Source organism: Archangium violaceum, assembly GCF_016887565.1.
Taxonomy (GTDB): Bacteria; Myxococcota; Myxococcia; order Myxococcales; family Myxococcaceae; genus Archangium; species Archangium violaceum_B.
Genome location: NZ_CP069396.1, coordinates 10775665 through 10791753, shown reverse-complemented (window position 1 = coordinate 10791753; position 16089 = coordinate 10775665). Strand labels below are relative to the sequence as shown.

14 protein-coding genes are annotated in these 16089 nt (G+C 71.0%); 1 reads left to right on the top strand and 13 read right to left on the bottom strand.

Annotated features, from left to right (window positions below):
* Positions 1 to 75 precede the first annotated feature (75 nt).
* Genes JRI60_RS42885 through JRI60_RS42875 form a run of 3 tightly spaced genes read right to left on the bottom strand, consistent with a single transcriptional unit; the run spans position 76 to position 2869 of the window.
* Positions 76 to 1347 (bottom strand): MFS transporter, encoded by a 1272-nt coding sequence (locus JRI60_RS42885; RefSeq protein WP_204221845.1) that lies wholly within the window; start codon positions 1345 to 1347, stop codon positions 76 to 78.
* Between the two features lie 46 nt (positions 1348 to 1393).
* Positions 1394 to 2281 (bottom strand): ATP-grasp domain-containing protein, encoded by an 888-nt coding sequence (locus JRI60_RS42880; protein ID WP_204221844.1) that lies wholly within the window; start codon positions 2279 to 2281, stop codon positions 1394 to 1396.
* Positions 2282 to 2299: 18 nt separating this feature from the next.
* Positions 2300 to 2869: a HutD/Ves family protein gene (locus JRI60_RS42875; RefSeq protein WP_204221843.1), complete on the bottom strand. Its 570-nt coding sequence runs from the start codon at positions 2867 to 2869 to the stop codon at positions 2300 to 2302.
* A gap of 105 nt (positions 2870 to 2974) precedes the next feature.
* Between JRI60_RS42875 and JRI60_RS42870 the strand changes: the two genes are divergently transcribed.
* Positions 2975 to 3589, top strand: coding sequence for an O-methyltransferase (locus JRI60_RS42870; protein ID WP_204221842.1), 615 nt, complete (start codon positions 2975 to 2977; stop codon positions 3587 to 3589).
* Here the strand turns inward: JRI60_RS42870 and JRI60_RS42865 are convergent.
* From JRI60_RS42865 to JRI60_RS42820, 10 genes are all read right to left on the bottom strand, one after another.
* Complete coding sequence (locus tag JRI60_RS42865) at positions 3583 to 4176, bottom strand: hypothetical protein (RefSeq protein ID WP_204221841.1); 594 nt, start codon at positions 4174 to 4176, stop codon at positions 3583 to 3585. The two genes, JRI60_RS42870 and JRI60_RS42865, sit on opposite strands and share 7 nt — an antisense overlap.
* 40 nt (positions 4177 to 4216) lie before the next feature.
* The gene (locus JRI60_RS42860; protein WP_204221840.1) at positions 4217 to 5458 is read right to left on the bottom strand and encodes a M48 family metalloprotease; all 1242 of its coding nucleotides are present in this window, start codon (positions 5456 to 5458) and stop codon (positions 4217 to 4219) included.
* Positions 5455 to 6048 (bottom strand): hypothetical protein, encoded by a 594-nt coding sequence (locus tag JRI60_RS42855; protein WP_204221839.1) that lies wholly within the window; start codon positions 6046 to 6048, stop codon positions 5455 to 5457. Before JRI60_RS42855 ends, JRI60_RS42860 begins: the two co-directional genes overlap by 4 nt.
* Positions 6049 to 6192: 144 nt before the next feature.
* On the bottom strand, positions 6193 to 6882 hold the full coding sequence (locus JRI60_RS42850) for a hemerythrin domain-containing protein (protein WP_204221838.1): 690 nt from the start codon (positions 6880 to 6882) through the stop codon (positions 6193 to 6195).
* 152 nt (positions 6883 to 7034) lie between these two features.
* Positions 7035 to 8981, bottom strand: coding sequence for a tetratricopeptide repeat protein (locus JRI60_RS42845; protein ID WP_204221837.1), 1947 nt, complete (start codon positions 8979 to 8981; stop codon positions 7035 to 7037).
* Between the two features lie 150 nt (positions 8982 to 9131).
* Positions 9132 to 10676, bottom strand: coding sequence for a sensor histidine kinase (locus JRI60_RS42840; protein WP_204221836.1), 1545 nt, complete (start codon positions 10674 to 10676; stop codon positions 9132 to 9134).
* A 21-nt stretch (positions 10677 to 10697) separates the two neighbouring features.
* On the bottom strand, positions 10698 to 13361 hold the full coding sequence (locus JRI60_RS42835) for a FrgA protein (protein WP_204221835.1): 2664 nt from the start codon (positions 13359 to 13361) through the stop codon (positions 10698 to 10700).
* Between the two features lie 191 nt (positions 13362 to 13552).
* Positions 13553 to 14800 carry an RDD family protein gene (locus JRI60_RS42830; RefSeq protein ID WP_239470059.1) on the bottom strand — a complete coding sequence of 416 codons (1248 nt, stop codon included), beginning with the start codon at positions 14798 to 14800 and terminating at the stop codon, positions 13553 to 13555.
* A gap of 113 nt (positions 14801 to 14913) precedes the next feature.
* A complete protein-coding gene (locus JRI60_RS42825; RefSeq protein ID WP_204221834.1) occupies positions 14914 to 15183 on the bottom strand; it encodes a GlsB/YeaQ/YmgE family stress response membrane protein in 270 nt (89 codons plus the stop codon).
* Positions 15184 to 15309: 126 nt separating this feature from the next.
* The gene (locus tag JRI60_RS42820; RefSeq protein WP_204221833.1) at positions 15310 to 16044 is read right to left on the bottom strand and encodes a 16S rRNA (uracil(1498)-N(3))-methyltransferase; all 735 of its coding nucleotides are present in this window, start codon (positions 16042 to 16044) and stop codon (positions 15310 to 15312) included.
* Positions 16045 to 16089 lie beyond the last annotated feature (45 nt).

Below are 16089 nucleotides of genomic sequence, written 5' to 3'. Positions count from 1 at the left end.
ATCCAGAGATGGTTTCCAGCCTACCCGGTGTCTTCTTCCCCGGCCAACCGGGGCCTGCCTCGGACACGCACCCGCTCAGGCGAGCGCGGGCCGCGGCTTCTTGCGCAGGAACATCAGGAAGATGGCCACCACCACCGTGATGCCGGCGAAGGTGATGAGGCCGTCGAACGCGATGCTCGCGCGTGTGCCGATCCCCTGGAAGCGCGACGCGTTGCCGTCCAGGGCGGTGACGTAGCTGATGGCCAGGTTCGAGGCCGCGACGAAGAGCGTGTACTTGGTGGTCACCGCCGCGCCCTCGTTCACCATCTCCAGCACCATGCCTGCGAAGGCCGCGAAGGAGGCTCCGTTGGCGAAGCTGTAGGCGAGCGTGCCCCAGATGTACGTCGTCTGCGTCATCGGCGCGGCCGACATGGCGAGCGCGCACAGCCCGGTGACTCCGCCCATGAGCGCGTAGTTGAGCTTGCGGTTCATTCGGTCCGACAGCCAGCCGCCGAGCAGCGAGCCGAGGGCTCCGGTGACGCCCATGCCCAGTCCGTTCACCAGCTCCACCACGTGCTCGGACACCTGATAGTCGCCCGCCATCGCGCTGAAGAGGTTGGTGAGCGCCCCGCAACTCACCGGCATGAGGCACAGCACCAGCATGATGAGGCCGTCGCGGCTGAAGGCGGTGCGGAAGAGGTCGACCACGATGCCCTTCGCCCGCTCCCAGGCGGCGCGCAGCACGGAGGCGCGCTCGGCCCTGGCGGCGTCCTCGCGCTCGGTGACCCAGAAGATGCCGGCGCCGCTCGCGAGCACGAGGAGCGCCAGCACCACCCCGGTGACCTGCCGGGAGAAGGCGCTGGCCAGCCAGATGGCGAGGGCGCCGAGCAGGCTCGTCGAGCCCACGTTGCCAGCCATCTGCCACCCACCGGCGCGGCCCTTGTCCTCGATGCGCGTGGTGATGGCCATCAGTCCATTGAGCGCCGCGTGCGCCGTCGTCGCGGCCGCCTGCAGGCCCGTGAGCAACAGCGTATAGAGCCCGAGGTGCTTCGCCGGCTCGGGCAGGAGCGCGCACGCCAGGAGCAATAGTGCGGTGAGCAGCGTGGAGACGCCGTACCAGACCCGCCGCCACGGACCGAGGTCGATGAGCGGCACCCAGAGCAGCTTCCAGGCGTGGGGCGAGAAGGCGGTGCCGGACAGCAGGCCAATCTCGGCCAGCGGCATGCCGTCCCTGGCCAACCAGTAGGGCACGGCCGTCTGCAGGAAGCCGACGGCGGCGCCGAATTGGATTTCGAGGAGGCCGAACAGGGGAGGCCAGGACCAACGCTCTTGGGTGGCGGCGGGAAGGGCCGCCTCGGACTCGATCAAGGAGGACTCGCGGGGAGGGGGAACCGGGTCCGAAGTATACGTGTTGCTAGCGCCCGCGCGCCTTGTGGACGATGGCGTTCGCCAGGTGCTCCACCGCGCGTGGTCCTCCCTGACGGAGGAAGAGGTTGGGTTCGGTCACCTCCAGCTCCATCAAGCGCAGCCCGCCCCGCTCGTCCCTCGCCACGTCCACCCGGGCGTAGAGCAGCTCGAAGCCGGTGGCGGCGAGCACCTGACGGGCGAAGGCGCGCTCGTCCTCGGCCGAAGGCGCGGGCTCGGCGGCGGTGGCGTCGTACCCGGGATCGCCGGACAGGGCCGGAGGCCGCTTGATGGCGTGCGTGTGCTCGCCACCCAGGAAGAGGATGGAGCGCTCCCCGTAGCTCTCCACCGAGGCCAGGTACGGCTGCACCATCATGTCCTTGTGCGGGAGGACTCGCTCCACGAGTGCTCGTGCGGCGGGGAGGTCTCCGGGCCCGCGCACCCGCAGTGTGTCTCGAGCGCCCGCGGACACGGCTGGCTTCACCACGGCGTCGGTCCAGCCGCGCTCCGCGAGCAGCGCGCCCACGTCCGGCTTCGTGCCGCGCTCCATCCAGGCGGTGGGCACGATGGGCACGCCGCGCGCCTCGAGCTCCCTCAGGTAGCCCTTGTGCGTGTTCCAGCGGAGCACCTCGGGCGGATTCCACAGCGGGCAGCGGGCGCCGGCGCGGTCGGCCCAGAGCACGAACTCGTCACGGCGCGCGTCCGAGTCCCAGGCGGTGCGGATGAGCGCGAGCCGGAATCGGCTCCAGTCCACCGTTGGATCGTCCCAGATGACCGGCCCGGCCTTCACTCCCCGTGCGGCGAGCGCGTCGGTGAGGAGCTTCTCGTCGGGCAGACACTCGGGGAAGGCAGATGAGGTGACGAGGGCGACGTCGAAGGAGTTCCAGTTCGCGGACATGGCGACCCTAGATCTACCCTACGTCCGGCGGTTCAGGTGGATGGCGACCACGACCACCCCCGCGTCGCTCCGTACGGCCAGCGTCGCGGGAGCCTCCATCCAGAGCGTCTCTTCCACGGCCAGCGGTGTCCCTTGCACGGACGCCTGTCCTTCCAGGACATGGAGGAACACGGTGCTGGCGCTCGCGAGGGTCCGTGTCTCGCCCGGACCCAGGTGCACCACCGCGAGCGTGGCTTCGGCCGAGGCCCGGTCGACCATGAGGTTGAAGTCCCTCACCGGACCCCCGAGCAACCGGCATTGGACCTCCGCCTCGCCTGGAAACGCGAGCGGTCGCCAGCGCCGGTCGAGCACCACCTCCGGCCCACTTCCGAAGGACAGCGCCACGCCCGCTCCTTCCAGGATCATCAGGACGCGGTCGACACCCGGAAACACGGAGAAGGGTCCAGGTGCCGCGACCGAGGCGATCGACAGGCGCGCCAGGAAGCGGGCCGGGTCGGACGGATGTGGCAGCTTCAGCAACTCGCGGGTGACGCCGCCCCCGTTCTTCCAGGGCATGTCGCGGTAGTCGGCAGGTCCGAGTCGTCTCATCATCCGCCGAATCATAAGGCCGGGCACTCGGAGCGAGATGCCCGACTCTGGCACCCCCGAGGAGTCTCGAAGCATCGCGGAGCGGGCGCGGGCTATGTCACGGCCATGTCGACCTGGTATCCCCCTGGCCTGAGTGGCCTGCTGCAAGAGCTCGAAACATTCGGGGAGCACAACGACGCGACCGTCCAGGACCGGGCGTCGAGGATGCTCAACATCACGCCGGATACGGGCGTGTTCCTCTCGGTCCTCGTGCGCTCGATGGCCGCCCGGCGCGTGTTGGAGATCGGCACCTCGAACGGCTACTCCACCGTGTGGCTCGCGTCGGCGGCCGCGGCGGTGGGTGGTCGCGTCACGACCCTCGACGTGGACGCCCGGAAGACCCAGCTCGCCGCACACAACCTCGAGCGAGCGGGTCTGAGTGGCGTGGTGGAGCTGCGCACGGAGGATGCCGGTGCCCTACTGGCCCGAGGGAACTCCGAGCACTGGGATCTCATCTTCCTCGATGCCGACCGCAAGCCGTACGCGACGTGGTGGCCCGACCTGTGGCGCGGGCTCCGGCCCAACGGCCTGCTCGTCGTGGACAACGCCCTCAGTCACGCGGCCGAGATGGAGCCGCTGATCGAGCGCATCCGCCAGGAGCCTCGCGCGACGCACGTGCTCGCCCCCGTGGGCAAGGGCGAGCTCATGGTCCTCAAGAGCTCACCCGAGGGCACTCACTGACAATCCCCCGTGAGGACACTGGCCCCTCCAGCGGTGTTGATGAGGGTGCACCTGCCGTCACTCGAGATCGTTCCTCCCGGTCCGGAATAGTACGAGGGCTGGCCTCCACGGCCCGCGCCCAGCGCATGGATGTTCAACAGCGCGGGGCCTCCCTCGACGCCGAAGTTTCCCGCTCCGTCCAACCAATAGCGTCCGGGGATGGCCTGTCCATACATGGCGATGAGGGCTTGATGTTCGCTCGGGTGGATGGCTCGTCCGTTGATGATGAAGTCCGTCCTTCCTCCCGAGGCATCGAAGGGCAGGGGGCCTCCCAGCTTCAGTCCTGGCGCGATCTGTCCGGCCGCCGGGCCGCCCCACAATCCCCAGAGGCCCGAGAGCGGGTCGTACCAGACGTCACCGCTCGCCAGGGGGCCATAGGCCGCCTCCAGGGACCGGACCGCCTGGTCATCGAGTTGGACTCCGTTCACGGTGATTCTCTTCGTGCCCGCTCCGGTGTCTCCACTCGGGGGCCCGGCCTGCGCGGCCAGGACCGGCAGGGCGATGAGCGCGATGCCGAGGACGACGAACCGATGGAATTTCCATTTCATGGCGTGCTCCTGGGTTGGGGAGGGGAAGGTGCGAGCCCTTTCACCGGACCCGATGTCCGGTCCAGGTGCCAGCACCGGTCTTGTTCAATTGGTATCCCCAGGTGCCAGTGAGTGCGTCCTTCCCCTGGCTCTTCAGGACGCCCTCTCCCTGGTTGATGCCCCACTGCCATTGGAAGCTCAGGCTGTCTCCATCGACCGTGCCTTCGATGGTTCCGATTCCCAGTCCGAAGTTGTAGCGGCCCCGGACCTCCGAGCCCGTGCGCTCCAGGACCATCTCCATGGGAACGGGGGCTGGGTCGGGGCTCTGGGTGAGCTCTCCGCGGTAGACGCCATCGAAGGTGACAGAGTGGGTGGAGGGGGTTGAAGAGTGTTGGAGGCGGGGCAGCTCTCCGGGGTGCCGGGGCGCCAGTGCCGCGAGGTCTCCCGTCTGGCCCGAGCTGACGAAGCCGGTGCGGATGTCTCGATCGTCCAGGAGGCTCCCCAGATCCTGGAAGAGCTTCTTCAGATCGGGGTCCTCCACGGCGTCGGCCAGGGCGCGGACGCGCTCACCCGTCAGGGGATGGGTCGCTTTCTCGTTCTGGGGGTAAGACGACCAGTGGGCGTCCACCATGAAGAACACAAGGACGCCAATGGGAGGCAGGTCGGCACGCTGCATGACCGTGATGGCGAACCGGTCCGCCTTCTTCTCCTTCTCGATGGACGGAGCCGACAGTCCGTGGGCGCGCTGCTGCATGAGGTGATTCATCTCGTGCAGGAGGATGAAGAGCCGGGCGGTCACGAAGTGCGCGCGAGCGAGCTCATCCACTCGGGAGTCGGCCCGTGCATCGGCTGGAATGCCGAGGGCCTGCAAGGGAGGTGGGAAACCGCCGGGCGGTTCCTCTTTGTAACGGAGGATGGCGGTGTACTCCGAGACCGTTTCCACGCCATAGCCATTGAGCTGCAACCATGCATAGGCGGTGCAGAGATCCTCGAGGAATTTCAGCGACAGCACGGGATAGACGATCTCCCGGCGCCCGTAGTGGGCGTAGACGCTCAGCGGATTCATCCGTGCTTCTTCCTCTCCGTAGAGCGGGAATGCCAACGGGGGCTTGCCTCCGAGCTGGCGTTTCTCCTCGACCTCCAGGACGGGCCAGATTCCCTGGTCGAGGATCTTCCGGGTGGTGCGTTCCAGGTCGGGACGTGCCTGCTCCAGGGTGTCGGGTTCGTAGATGCGCGACAGGTCGTTGCCTCTCGCCGTCTGGAGCGCCAGCACGGTGACGAGGAGAGGGATGACACGCCTCATGGCGTGCCTCCCGGGCGGCCGTAGCGGTACAGCGCGAGCGCTTGTTCCATCTCGGCGGGAGGCGGCTCCTTCTCTCCGTCCCGCACCCACTGCTCGAATTGGGCGAAGTCGCCAAAGCCCTCCTGGGGCGTGCCCCAGACGGACTCCATCAGGGACAGCTTCACGCGGGTGAGGCTCCGAGAGATCGCGCCACGATCCTCGGGAGCCAGGTCCTCGCGCAGTTGCTGGGGAATGTTGTTCAGGACGCCTATGTCCCGGCGCAGCTGCGCCCGTGCGTTCGCGCGGGCCTCCTCGCTCCGGGTGACGGGCTTCGAGAAATAGCTCGTTCCGTCTCCTCCCGATTCCTCCGAGGAGAGGTTGAGGGGACGAAGCAGGGAGAGCCCGACGGCCACGATGCCGAACAGGGCGAACAGCACACCGGGGCCCACCCGTGTCACCGCGATGGAGGTGTTGAGGGGCAGCGTCACCTTGCCGCTGCTGTCTCGCTGCTTCGGGACCGAACGGAAGAGACGAAAGCCCAGGTAGATGGTCATTCCACCCAGGAGCACGGCCGTGAGCCGCTCGATGAAACGCAGCGTGAGGGGATCCATGGCCGGGGAGCCTCCTTGCCTTCGTGAGAAGAGAAGGTGGGAGGACCGCGCCGGGCGATGAACGCCGTGGGGCGATCCTTCAGAAAAGAGGGATCCGCCACCACGGATTTGTGACGTTCGCGGAGCTGCCCGATGAGGGGCCGCTCACATCAGGTACGAGGACTCGGGGCTCAGGTCCTGCGCATGCCCGTTGCCCGCCTGCCGCGTGCTGCTCGAGGCGCCCTTGCGGGCGCGCGCCTTGCGGGTGCGCTTGTTCGTGGAGGGCAGGGGCGACAGGTCCTCGGCCTTGCGGCGCATGGCCCGCATCGCGTCCTTGCCCATGTCGAGCACGGACGACACCGCGCCCGCCACCAGGTTGCCCGGCGGCGTGTCCGGCGCGCGCGGGTGCGGCCTCGTCGGAGACGCCCTCTTCGCCAGCATCAGCGCCTCCGCCATGTCCTTGAGCTCGCTCGGACTGAAGGCCTTGCGCACCTGCGGGAACAGGTGCTTCTCCTCCTCGGAGACGTGCGTGCGGATGTTCTCCATCAGCACCTTCACCTTGGCGTCGAAGCGCTCGGCCTCCGGCGGCAGGTTCTCCAGCTCCTTCAGCAGCCACTTGGCCACGTGGTGCTCCTCGAGCGCCTCGAGCACCTCGTCCTCCAGCGCCTCGGCCTTGTTCCGCACCGCCGGGTAGAAGACCTGCTCCTCGATGACCGCGTGCACGGCGAGCTCGCGGACGATCTGATCCACCAGCTTGCGCTTGAGCTTCCTCGCGTTGCGGCCGGCCTGCTCGAACTTGCGGAAGAGCGTCTCCACCGTCTTGTGGTCCGCCTTCAGGAGCGCGATGGCATCCATTGAACGTCTCCCTTCCCAAAGTGGGAGGCCAGAACCGTCTGGCCCGTGTCGCTTGGAAGGGTGGCGACTGTGCGCGCTTCGTGCCGCGATGTGTCGTGGACGTGGCCTCGGCGGGCTGGAGGGCAGGCGAGCAGGACTGCCATGCGGGTCGGTCACATCGCTCCGGCTTCGAGCTCCATTTCCTCCTCCTCCTCGGGGGAGAGGCGCCGGTACGTCCGCAGCGCTTCCGCCGCCGCCGCGGTGTGGCCCAGCAGGCTCAGGACGCGGGCTCGGCTGAGGTGGAGGTCCGCTACCTCGGGCGCCAGCGCGAGCGCCGCGTTCAGGTCCGTCAGGGCCGCCTCGGGCCGGCCTGCCTCGTAGTGCAGGGTGGCCCGGTTGGCGAGCACCAGGGGTTGGGCCGGTTCGAGCTCCAGCGCCGCGGTGTAGTCCGCCACCGCCTCGTCCGTTCGTCCGAGCTCCTCGGCCGTCTGTGCGCGGCCGATGCGTGCCAGCAGCCAGCCCGGATTCAGGTCGAGCGCCTTGCTGTACGCCTCGAAGGCCTCCGCCATGCGTCCCAGCAGGCGCAGGCTCTGCCCCAGGTTGATGCGCACCTCGGGGTAGGGCGGGCTCAGCTCCTCCGCGAGCCGGAAGTCCGCGAGCGCCTCCTCCAGCCGGCCCATCCGCATCAGCAGTCTGCCGCGCTCGTTGTGGTACTCGGAGTAGTGGGGGTCCATCTCGATGGCCGCCGTGTACTGCGCGACCGCTTGCTCGGGCTCGCCGATGGCGGCGTAGACCTGCGCCACGTTGTATTGGAGCACCGAGCGGTGCAGCCGGTGCTGGTGGGGCGCCAGGTGCGCCTCGAGCCGGGCGGCTCCCTGCTGGCACAGCGCGATGGCCTCCCAGGCCTGCCCCTGCCGGTGGCGGATGAGCGCCAACCCGTTGCGGTTGAACACGTGGTGGAAGTGGTACTGCACGGCGGGCAGGTGGGCCGCCTCCAGCTCGGTCAACGCCTGCTCCAGGTAGGCCTCGGCCCTGTCCAGGTCCGCCTTCGGCAGGAAGCGCCCGTACAGCATGGCCAGGACGTAGTGGATGCGGAACAGCTTCGCCGGGTCGTGGAGGTGGGCCTCCATCCTCGATGCCAGCTCGAGTGCCTGGGTCGGCTTCCCGGAGGCGAGATAGCAGTTCAGCAGGTTGCCCACGGCCATCCAGAAGGTCTCGGGATCCTCCCGCTCGAGCACGTCGAGCTCGTCGAGCAGCTTCTGGCCGTAGCGCAGGGCGTCCGTGTACAGGCCGTAGTGGTTGGCCAGCCCGAAGGCGATCGCGCGACATCGGCGCAGGCTGTCCGTCTGTTCCGCCTGCTCCCAGAGGCGGATCAGCTCCGGCAGGTGCAGCTCCTGCTCGATGAGATCGTCTCCCATCTGTCGTGACAGCGCCTCGGCGCGGCGGTGGGCCTCTTCTGGAGGCAACCGGGAAGGCTGCTCGTCCGGAAGCGGGAGGTGCACGACCTGGGGGGGCGTGGCTCCGGTCGCGAGCACATCGGCCAGCGCCTGGCTGGCTCCAGGCTCCACGGTGAGCAGCAGGGTGAGTTGGAGCCGCTGGCCACGGCGGCGGATGAGCTCCAGGAAGAAGCGCTGCACCAGCGTGCTGGCCCGGTCGAACGCCTCACAGGCGATGACCCAGGGGGCGGCGCCCGAGCGCTCGTTCCAGTCCGCCAGCATCTCCACGAGCCCGTGGATGACGTGGAAGGCGCGATCCATGGGGTAGTTGCGCACCCGTTCGTCTCCCATGGAGGAGTCCGTCAGGAAGGCATGGCGCACCTCCATCTCGCGCCGCAGGGCCGGGAGCACGGTGAGCAGCTCGTAGTCGTGCCGGCTGACGAGCTCGGGCGCGCCGCGCCGCAACTCGGGGAGCAGCTCGCCCAGCAGCTGTCGCAGTCCCGCCCACGGGCCGTCCTCGTCGAAGTCGCAGGAGAGGTGCCAGGTCCGAGCCCCTCGCCGCCGGGCCTGTCGCAGCCAGGTGTCCACGTGCTCGCGGCGGCCCTGGCCGGTCTTCGCCTCGAGGACGAGCAGGGTGGGGGGGTGAGACGCCTCGAAGGGAAGGGGGCCGACGGACGGGTTCATCATGGCTCCAGGGGGGTGGAATGGGAGCCCCACGCGGCCCGGTGGACGGGCGTGCGGCCGTGCGGATTCGCTGGCGGCGCGCCTCCCGCTGGAAGGAGTGACCCGGTGCTTTTTGTGAGAGGAGGGAGCGCGTCCGGCCGCGAGTCTTCCTCAGCAGCTCGGCCAGGGAGCGCCCTGTCCGGATACGGGCACACCGGCGGGTGCCTCGGAGGCCGGCAGGCGCAGCGTCACGGTGGTGCCTCGCCCCTCGTGGCTCGTCAGCGAGACCTGTCCGCCATGGGCCTCCACCACCCGCCGCACGAAGGCGAGCCCCAGTCCGCTCCCCATGGCCTTGGTGGTGTAGAAGTCGTCGAAGGCCCGCTCGCGCGTGCGCACGTTCATGCCCTCGCCCGTGTCCTCCACGCTCAGCACCAGGCCCGTACCCACCACCTGGGTCCGCACCGTGAGGGTGCCTCCGCGCGGCATGGCCTCGAAGGCGTTTCGCACCAGGTTCTCCAGCGCGTTGGCCAGCAGATCCCAATCCCCGGAGCAGCGCGGCGGATCCACCGCCAGCTCGCGCCGCAGCTGCACCTCCGGGCGTCCGGTGAAGGCCTGCAGGGACAGCACGCTCGCCACCAGCTCGTTCAGGTCCAGCGGCGCTCGCAACGGCTCCACCCTCCCCAGGCGCTGGTAGGTGCTCACCACCCGGTCCAGCCGCTCCACCTGCTCCAGCAGCAGGTCCAGGAAGTCACCCTTGTCGTCCCAGGGACGGCCCTGGGCGTGCTCCACCTTGAGGTACTGCGCGGCGCCCTTGAGCGCGGCGATGGGATTCTTCAGGTCGTGCGCCATCTGCGCGGAGAAGCGGCCCAGGGTGGCCATCTGCTCCAGCCGCTCGCGCTGGGCCACGTAGGCGATGACGCCCCGGCGCATGGTGGCCAGCAGGACCAGGGTGATGGCGGCCGTCCCCACCACCAGCGCGCCGTACTGCGCGGCGAACAACTGGAAGACGGCCAGGTAGGACAGCACGCCCATCAGCGCCAGCAGCAGCGCGTACATGGCGTGGACGTTGGACAAATCCCGTCCGAAGAGGCGCAGGCGCAGCGCCACCACGGCGATCGCCGGCAGGCCCAGCAGCGTGCCCAGGTTGCCCAGGCGCGGCACGTCCTGGCCCAGCACCGCCACCAGGTCCGTGCTCAGCAGCGTCACCAGCAGCGCCAGTCCCGTGAGCAGCAGTCCCGCCCGGGTGCGCTCGGTGGAGCGCACCTCGCGGCGCAGGTGCTGGGTGAGCAGGCCGAAGCCCCCGAGCAGCAGCGGCCCGCTGAACGCCAGCACCAGCAGCGCGAAGCCTCGCGAGCTCACCACCTGGGCCACGCGCGCCGAGCCCAGCGCCGCCAGCGCCGTGACCGTCATCGCCCCGAAGACGCCGTAGCTGGAGAACATCACCACCGCCAGCCGGCGCCGCTCTCCCACGAAGGCGAGGATGAAGTGCAGCGCGGACGGCACGCTCATCAGCGCCGCGGCCAGGGCCATGATGCGCCAGCCCGGCTCACCCGAGTGCGCCAGCGCGAAGTCGGCGAAGTTCCACGTGGACAGCGTGATGCACAGCACCGAGAGCGGCAGCGCCATCGGGCTGCGCCCCACGCGCACCAGCGCCAGGCCCGCCAGCGCCAGCAGCCCCGCGCAGGCCCCGAGGCTGATCCACGCCTGGCTCGTCATGACTCCCTCGTCCTCACCGCGTCAGAGCAGGGCCAGCCGACGCGCACGGGCGGGGTCCGCCACCGCGCTCTCCCACCGGCGCACGGCGGCCTCGCGCTCGGGCTCGGGGGCGTCCGCGTAGTAGCCGAGCGTGTCGTTGATGCCGCGGCTGAGCTCCTCGATGGCGGCCAGGCGGATGTCCAGCTCCGGGTGACGCAGCGCCGTCACCAGCCAGTCCGCGCGGCGGCGCTGCCGGTTGTCCGTCCACCACGCCGTCCACGCGCGCTTGTCCAGGCCGAACGTGGCGCGCGTCACCTCGCGCAGCGCCTCGGCGGCGGCCTGGGCGCACATCTCGTCGTCGGTGCCGGTGAGGTTGATGAGGCCCTCGATGGCCTCCCGGTCGTGCAGCGTGCCCAGGGCCCGCGCGGCCAGCGAGCGCCTCAGCGCGTCCCGGCTGCCCAGCTCCTGACGCAGATCCTTCTTCGCGGCGTCCAGGCGCGGCAGGTGCTTGAGCGCGGCGGCGGCCACGCGCGCGGCGCTGGAGATGTCCGGCTCGTAGTCGAAGAGGCCGCGCAGCACCCCGTCCACCAGCTCCGCGTACGGGAGGCTGCCGGCGGTGAGGAGCGCGAAGTAGCGCGTGTCCGCGTCACTCGAGTCCAGCAGGGGCGCCAGCGCCTGGGCCGCGGGCCGGCCGAGCCGCGACAGGGCGCCGGGGATGGGGCCCAGCTCGTCGGCCTCGGGCAGGTCCACCACCGGCAGGCGGCTCCACGCCGTGGGGCCGGGGAAGTGGGTGGCGAGCACCTTGGCGCTGGCCTCGGGCGAGCGCGCCAGCTCGGCCATGGCGCTCGAGCGCTGGTTGGCGTCCGGGCCGGTGAGGCGTTTGAGGATGGGGCCGAAGTCCGGGGGCGGCCGCTCCTCCTGGGACATGACCAGCGGCGCCATGGCGGCGGCGCGGCCCAGCGCGTTGGCGGAGCGCGTGACGAAGGGGCTCCACCCCAGGCCCGCGGCCATCGCGGGGGGCGGGGCGCTCGGGGCCGTGCCGGTGCTGGCGGCGGGCTGCTCGTCCACGTCCACGTCGAAGTCCAGCGAGTTGCGCAGCTCCCCCAGCCTCTGCTTGCGGAAGAGGATGAGCTCCTGGAAGGCGGCGGGCAGGTCCTGGCAGAACAGGATGTAGTCGGAGAGGCGGCGCTGGCTGATGGGCTTCTGCCCGCAGTCGCCATAGAGGACGGCCACGAGCCGGCCGCGCACCTCCACCGGGTAGAGGAAGAGGGTCCGGGGCGGCTGGCGGCCGAACAGCTCCAGGTAGTGCTTCGTCAGGCTGTCCGGCGGCATGGGGCCCGCGTAGCTGCCGCGGGTGATGGCCACGGTGCGGAAGACGCTGGAGGCATCGAGCGGGACGGAGACCAGCGACAGCTTGTCGCTCGCCAGGCCCTCGCCGCGCGCGTCCCAGCCCACGGCCGCGCCGCGCAACACGGCGAAGGCGGCCACGTAGTCGAAGGTGCGGCGCCCGAAGCGCAGGGCGGTGTCGATGAGCCGGTCGCGGTCCCTCGTGGACTCCTTGAGGGCGGCGCGAGCCTGCGCGAGCGTCCAGTCGGGCACGTCGTCCCGGGGGGACTGCGGCGCGGCGGCCGCCGGAGCGCGCGGCTCGAGCATCGGGCGCGGCTGGGCACCGCCCGAGGCGGCGATGGGTTGAGGCGCGGGCGCGGGAGGCTGGGCCTGCGGCTGCACCGGCGGACGCGTGATGGCCGGAGCCGCGGGCTGGGCCTGCGGAGGCGGAGCCGCGGGGCGTGCCACGGGAGCGGGCTGGGCCTGGAGCGGCTGGGCCGGAGCCGCGGGACGCGCGGGCTCGGACATGTTCAGGCGCAGCGGCTCACGGATGGCGGCCGGAGGCGGCGCGGCGACCGGGGGCGCGGTGTTGGCGGCCGGACGCGCGGGCTGGACGGGAGCGGCGTGCGGGGCCGGGGGCGCGCTGGTGCGCTGCGGCTGTGCGGGCGGCGCGATGGGCCTCGGCTCCTCGACCGCGACGGGCTCGGCGGCCACCGAGCGCGCCAGCCGCTCCACCATTTCCATGGTGAGCGCGGACTCGTCGGGGGCGGCGGGCTTCGGCGCGGGGGCCGGAGCGGCGGGCTTCGGAGCCGGGACCGGAGCGGCGGTGGCGGCGGGCTTCGGAGCCGGAGCAGGGGCCGGCGCGGGCTGGGCCTGCACCTGGGGCGGTGGCGCCGGGGGAGGAGCCGCCGCGGGGTCGAGCGAGGCGAGGAGCGTGGCGTAGCGCGGGGCGAGCGGCTGCCGGTAGATGACGGAGATCCACTCGCGGATGCGGACCTCGGTGGCCACCCAGAGCTCCAGGGCCTTGCCGAGGAGGAAGCCCACCTCGTCCAGCTCCTTCTGGGGCACCGGGTAGCCGCAGGCCACGTGCAGGGTGCTGCCGTCGAGCGACAGCGGCACCACGCACAGGCGCTCGGCGATCTTCGGAGGGATGAAGGAGGCGACGTCCGCGTTGGGCTCGAAGTCGGCGAGGTTGACGGGGCGTTGCCCCGAGGCATCTCCGAGCGCCTGCAGCACCTGGGCTTCCGGCAGCAGCCGGCGCTCCAGCAGCGCGGTGTCGATGGTGCCACCCTGCGCTACCTGATGCCGCAGGGCTTCCTCGGCCTTGTCCCTGGAGAGGAGGCCTTGCGCGATCAGGGTATGGGCAAGATGGGAAGGCATGGGGGGACGCGGCATCTTAGAGCCGCGGCCGGCAGGCACAACGAATCCTTCAAAAACCGGGAAGTCCCTGCCGTTTCTCCTCTGGAGAAGGGGGTAGATGTATCCGAAAGGGACTTCTATCCGACTCCAACTGGGGTGTGTAGGACGAAGGGCGCCGCCTGCCTGCTCTCCAGACCCGGTGCGCCCGGGGACTAGCTCGGCTGGACCACGTAGGTGGACGTGAGCTTGTCGTGCAGCGTCTGGCCCCGGCGGTCGAAGAGGGCCATCCAGAAGCCCGCGAGGAAGAGTCCGAAGGACAGGCTGGCGAGCATGGCGCGGACCACGGCGCGGCCGGGAGCCGGAGCCATCCCATGCGTGTCCACGAGCCGCAAGCCGAGCAGCCGGCGTCCCAGGGTGCGGCCATTCCAGAGGAAGGCGGCCACCGCGCAGTAGACGAGCGACAGCACCAGCAGGAGGACGGCGCCGGGCACCAGCACGGACTGGAGCGCGCGGACCTGGATGACGAAGGCATCCAACCCCGAGAGGCCCGTCTGGGGCGCCTGCACGCCGGCCACGCTGGAGGCGAGCATGAGGTAGAGCGCCGCCACTCCGCCGATGGCGCCGGTGTCGATGGTGAAGGCCAGCAGCCGGCGCCAGAGCGAGGCCGGGCGCGCGTGGACCTCGGTCACGCCCGTCTCCGGGAGGGCGGGAGCCTTGACGGGAGCGGCGCGGACCGGCGCCGGGTTGTCGGGGGCGCCCATGGGCAGGGTGACCGGCTCGCTCTCGTCGAGGGTCTCATCGAGATCGACGGAGAAGGACGCCTCCTCCTCGGCCGCGGCCACCTGTCGCGGTGCATGAGCCACCGCCTGCTGGGCCACGGCCTGCGGGCGCGGAGGCACCACGGGCAGACCCGGAGCGGACGCCTGTCGCGGAGCGGGGGCGGGAGCCGCGGCGCTCTCGACGACGGGCTGCGGGGCGGACGGGCGCGGAGCCGGAGCGGCGACGCCGGGCAGGTTGAAGGAGGGAGTCGCCTGGGGCGGGGCCGAAGGACGCGGCGCGGCGGCCTGCGCGGGAGCCTGGGCGCGAGGCGCGGCGGGAGCCGCGGGGGCCTGGGGACGGGGCGCGGGAGCCGGGGCCATCTGGGCGGCCGGGGCCTGCGGGCGCGGCGGCATCACGGGCAGACCCGGAGCGCGAGGCGCGGCCGGAGCCGGGGCCTGGGGACGCGGGCCCTGCGGGTTCGCCGGATTCATCCCGGGAGGAACCGGGGCGCGGGCCATCATTCCCGGGGGCGCGGAGGGGGCGGGCGCCGGCGCTTCGCGATCCGGACGGCGGCGGTCGATCTGGATTTCCTTGTCCAGGAGACTCGGGATGGCCCGGGCCGCGGGCTGGGTCGCGGCGGCGCAGGTGGGGCATTCCCCGACGGGCGGCAGCGGAGCTCCGCATTTCAAGCACTTGGACAAACGTTCCTCCGGGCTGGAGAGAGCTGTAGCACCATGAAACGCCCTCTCCGTGCCGGGGGCAAGAAAACCACCGGGAAACCAGGGCTCCCCGCCTGGTTACCGTCGAGGAGGCATCATCCGAAGCGTCGGCGGCGCGTGACCAGCGTCACTCCGACAGTGATCAGGGCCGAGATGATGACGGCCAGCGTGACGCCCACCGGATGGAGGGCGTAGAGCGCCCCATTCGGGGTGAGGGTCGAGCCGATGAGCCCACCGATGAGTCCTCCCACCATGCCGAGCAACACGCTCCCCCAGAACCCCACCTGCGGCGCCGGAGGCAAGGCAATGCGCACGATGACGCCCACGACGAGTCCGATGGCGATGTAGGCGAAGATGGCGTCCATGAATCCCTCTCTGCGGACCTTGGGAAGAAGTCGCTGTCGCGGAGGAAACATAGGGATGGAGCCACCGGGTAGGCAGGGAGCGAGCGGCGGGCGCTCGTCCTCCCGGCGCCTGGGCATGCGCCCCGTCTAACCGAGCTCCCCATCCAGGTGCGCCATCACCGCCAGGGCGGCGAGCGCGGCCGTCTCGGTGCGGAGGATGAGCCGGCCCAGGGTGACGGGACGTCCACCGAGCGCCCGGAGTGCCTGGACTTCCTCGCGGGCCAGTCCGCCCTCGGGGCCCACCACGAGGGCGACGGGGGAGCCGGGGGCGCTGCTCCGGAAGGCCTCGCCCAGGGGGACGGCGGACTCCTCCTCGTCGAGCACCAGCAGGGTGGTGCCCGGGGCGAGCGCGCGTGCCGCCTCCACCATCGGGCGAGGGGGGTGGACGACGGGCACGTCATCGCGCCGGCACTGGCGGGCGGCCTCCTCGACGATCTTCGCCCACCGGGCGGTGCGCTCCTCGGCGCGTTTGGGCTCGAGCTTGACCACGCTGCGCGCGGCGGCCACGGGGTGGAAGGCGGTGGCGCCCAGCTCGGTGCCCTTCTGCAGCACCCACTCCAGCTTGTCGCCCTTGGGGAGCCCTTGGAGGATGTGCACCTGGCGCCGGGGTGGAGCGTGCCGGGCCTCGCCGAGCTCCAGGCGCACCGCGTCCGCGTCCACCGAGGCCACGCGCGCCTGGCAGGAGCGGCCCGCGCCGTCGAAGACCTCGAGCGAGGCGCCCTCGCCGAGCCGCAGGACGTGGACGAGGTAGTGACGCCGCTCGCCGGTGAGCGTCACCTCGGAGGGGGTGGGCTCCGGGAGCGGGACGAAGAGTCGGACCACGGCGGGATTCTCCTCCTGAAGGGGGAGGGGCGACTTCAGCAGGAA

Coding starts and splice junctions, on each gene's coding strand:
- JRI60_RS42880 (WP_204221844.1), bottom strand. CDS start 2,281: ATGTCCGCGAACTGGAACTCCTTCGACGTCGCCCTCGTCACCTCATCT.
- JRI60_RS42875 (WP_204221843.1), bottom strand. CDS start 2,869: ATGAGACGACTCGGACCTGCCGACTACCGCGACATGCCCTGGAAGAAC.
- JRI60_RS42870 (WP_204221842.1), top strand. CDS start 2,975: ATGTCGACCTGGTATCCCCCTGGCCTGAGTGGCCTGCTGCAAGAGCTC.
- JRI60_RS42865 (WP_204221841.1), bottom strand. CDS start 4,176: ATGAAATGGAAATTCCATCGGTTCGTCGTCCTCGGCATCGCGCTCATC.
- JRI60_RS42860 (WP_204221840.1), bottom strand. CDS start 5,458: ATGAGGCGTGTCATCCCTCTCCTCGTCACCGTGCTGGCGCTCCAGACG.
- JRI60_RS42855 (WP_204221839.1), bottom strand. CDS start 6,048: ATGGATCCCCTCACGCTGCGTTTCATCGAGCGGCTCACGGCCGTGCTC.
- JRI60_RS42850 (WP_204221838.1), bottom strand. CDS start 6,882: ATGGATGCCATCGCGCTCCTGAAGGCGGACCACAAGACGGTGGAGACG.
- JRI60_RS42845 (WP_204221837.1), bottom strand. CDS start 8,981: ATGAACCCGTCCGTCGGCCCCCTTCCCTTCGAGGCGTCTCACCCCCCC.
- JRI60_RS42840 (WP_204221836.1), bottom strand. CDS start 10,676: ATGACGAGCCAGGCGTGGATCAGCCTCGGGGCCTGCGCGGGGCTGCTG.
- JRI60_RS42835 (WP_204221835.1), bottom strand. CDS start 13,361: ATGCCTTCCCATCTTGCCCATACCCTGATCGCGCAAGGCCTCCTCTCC.
- JRI60_RS42825 (WP_204221834.1), bottom strand. CDS start 15,183: ATGGACGCCATCTTCGCCTACATCGCCATCGGACTCGTCGTGGGCGTC.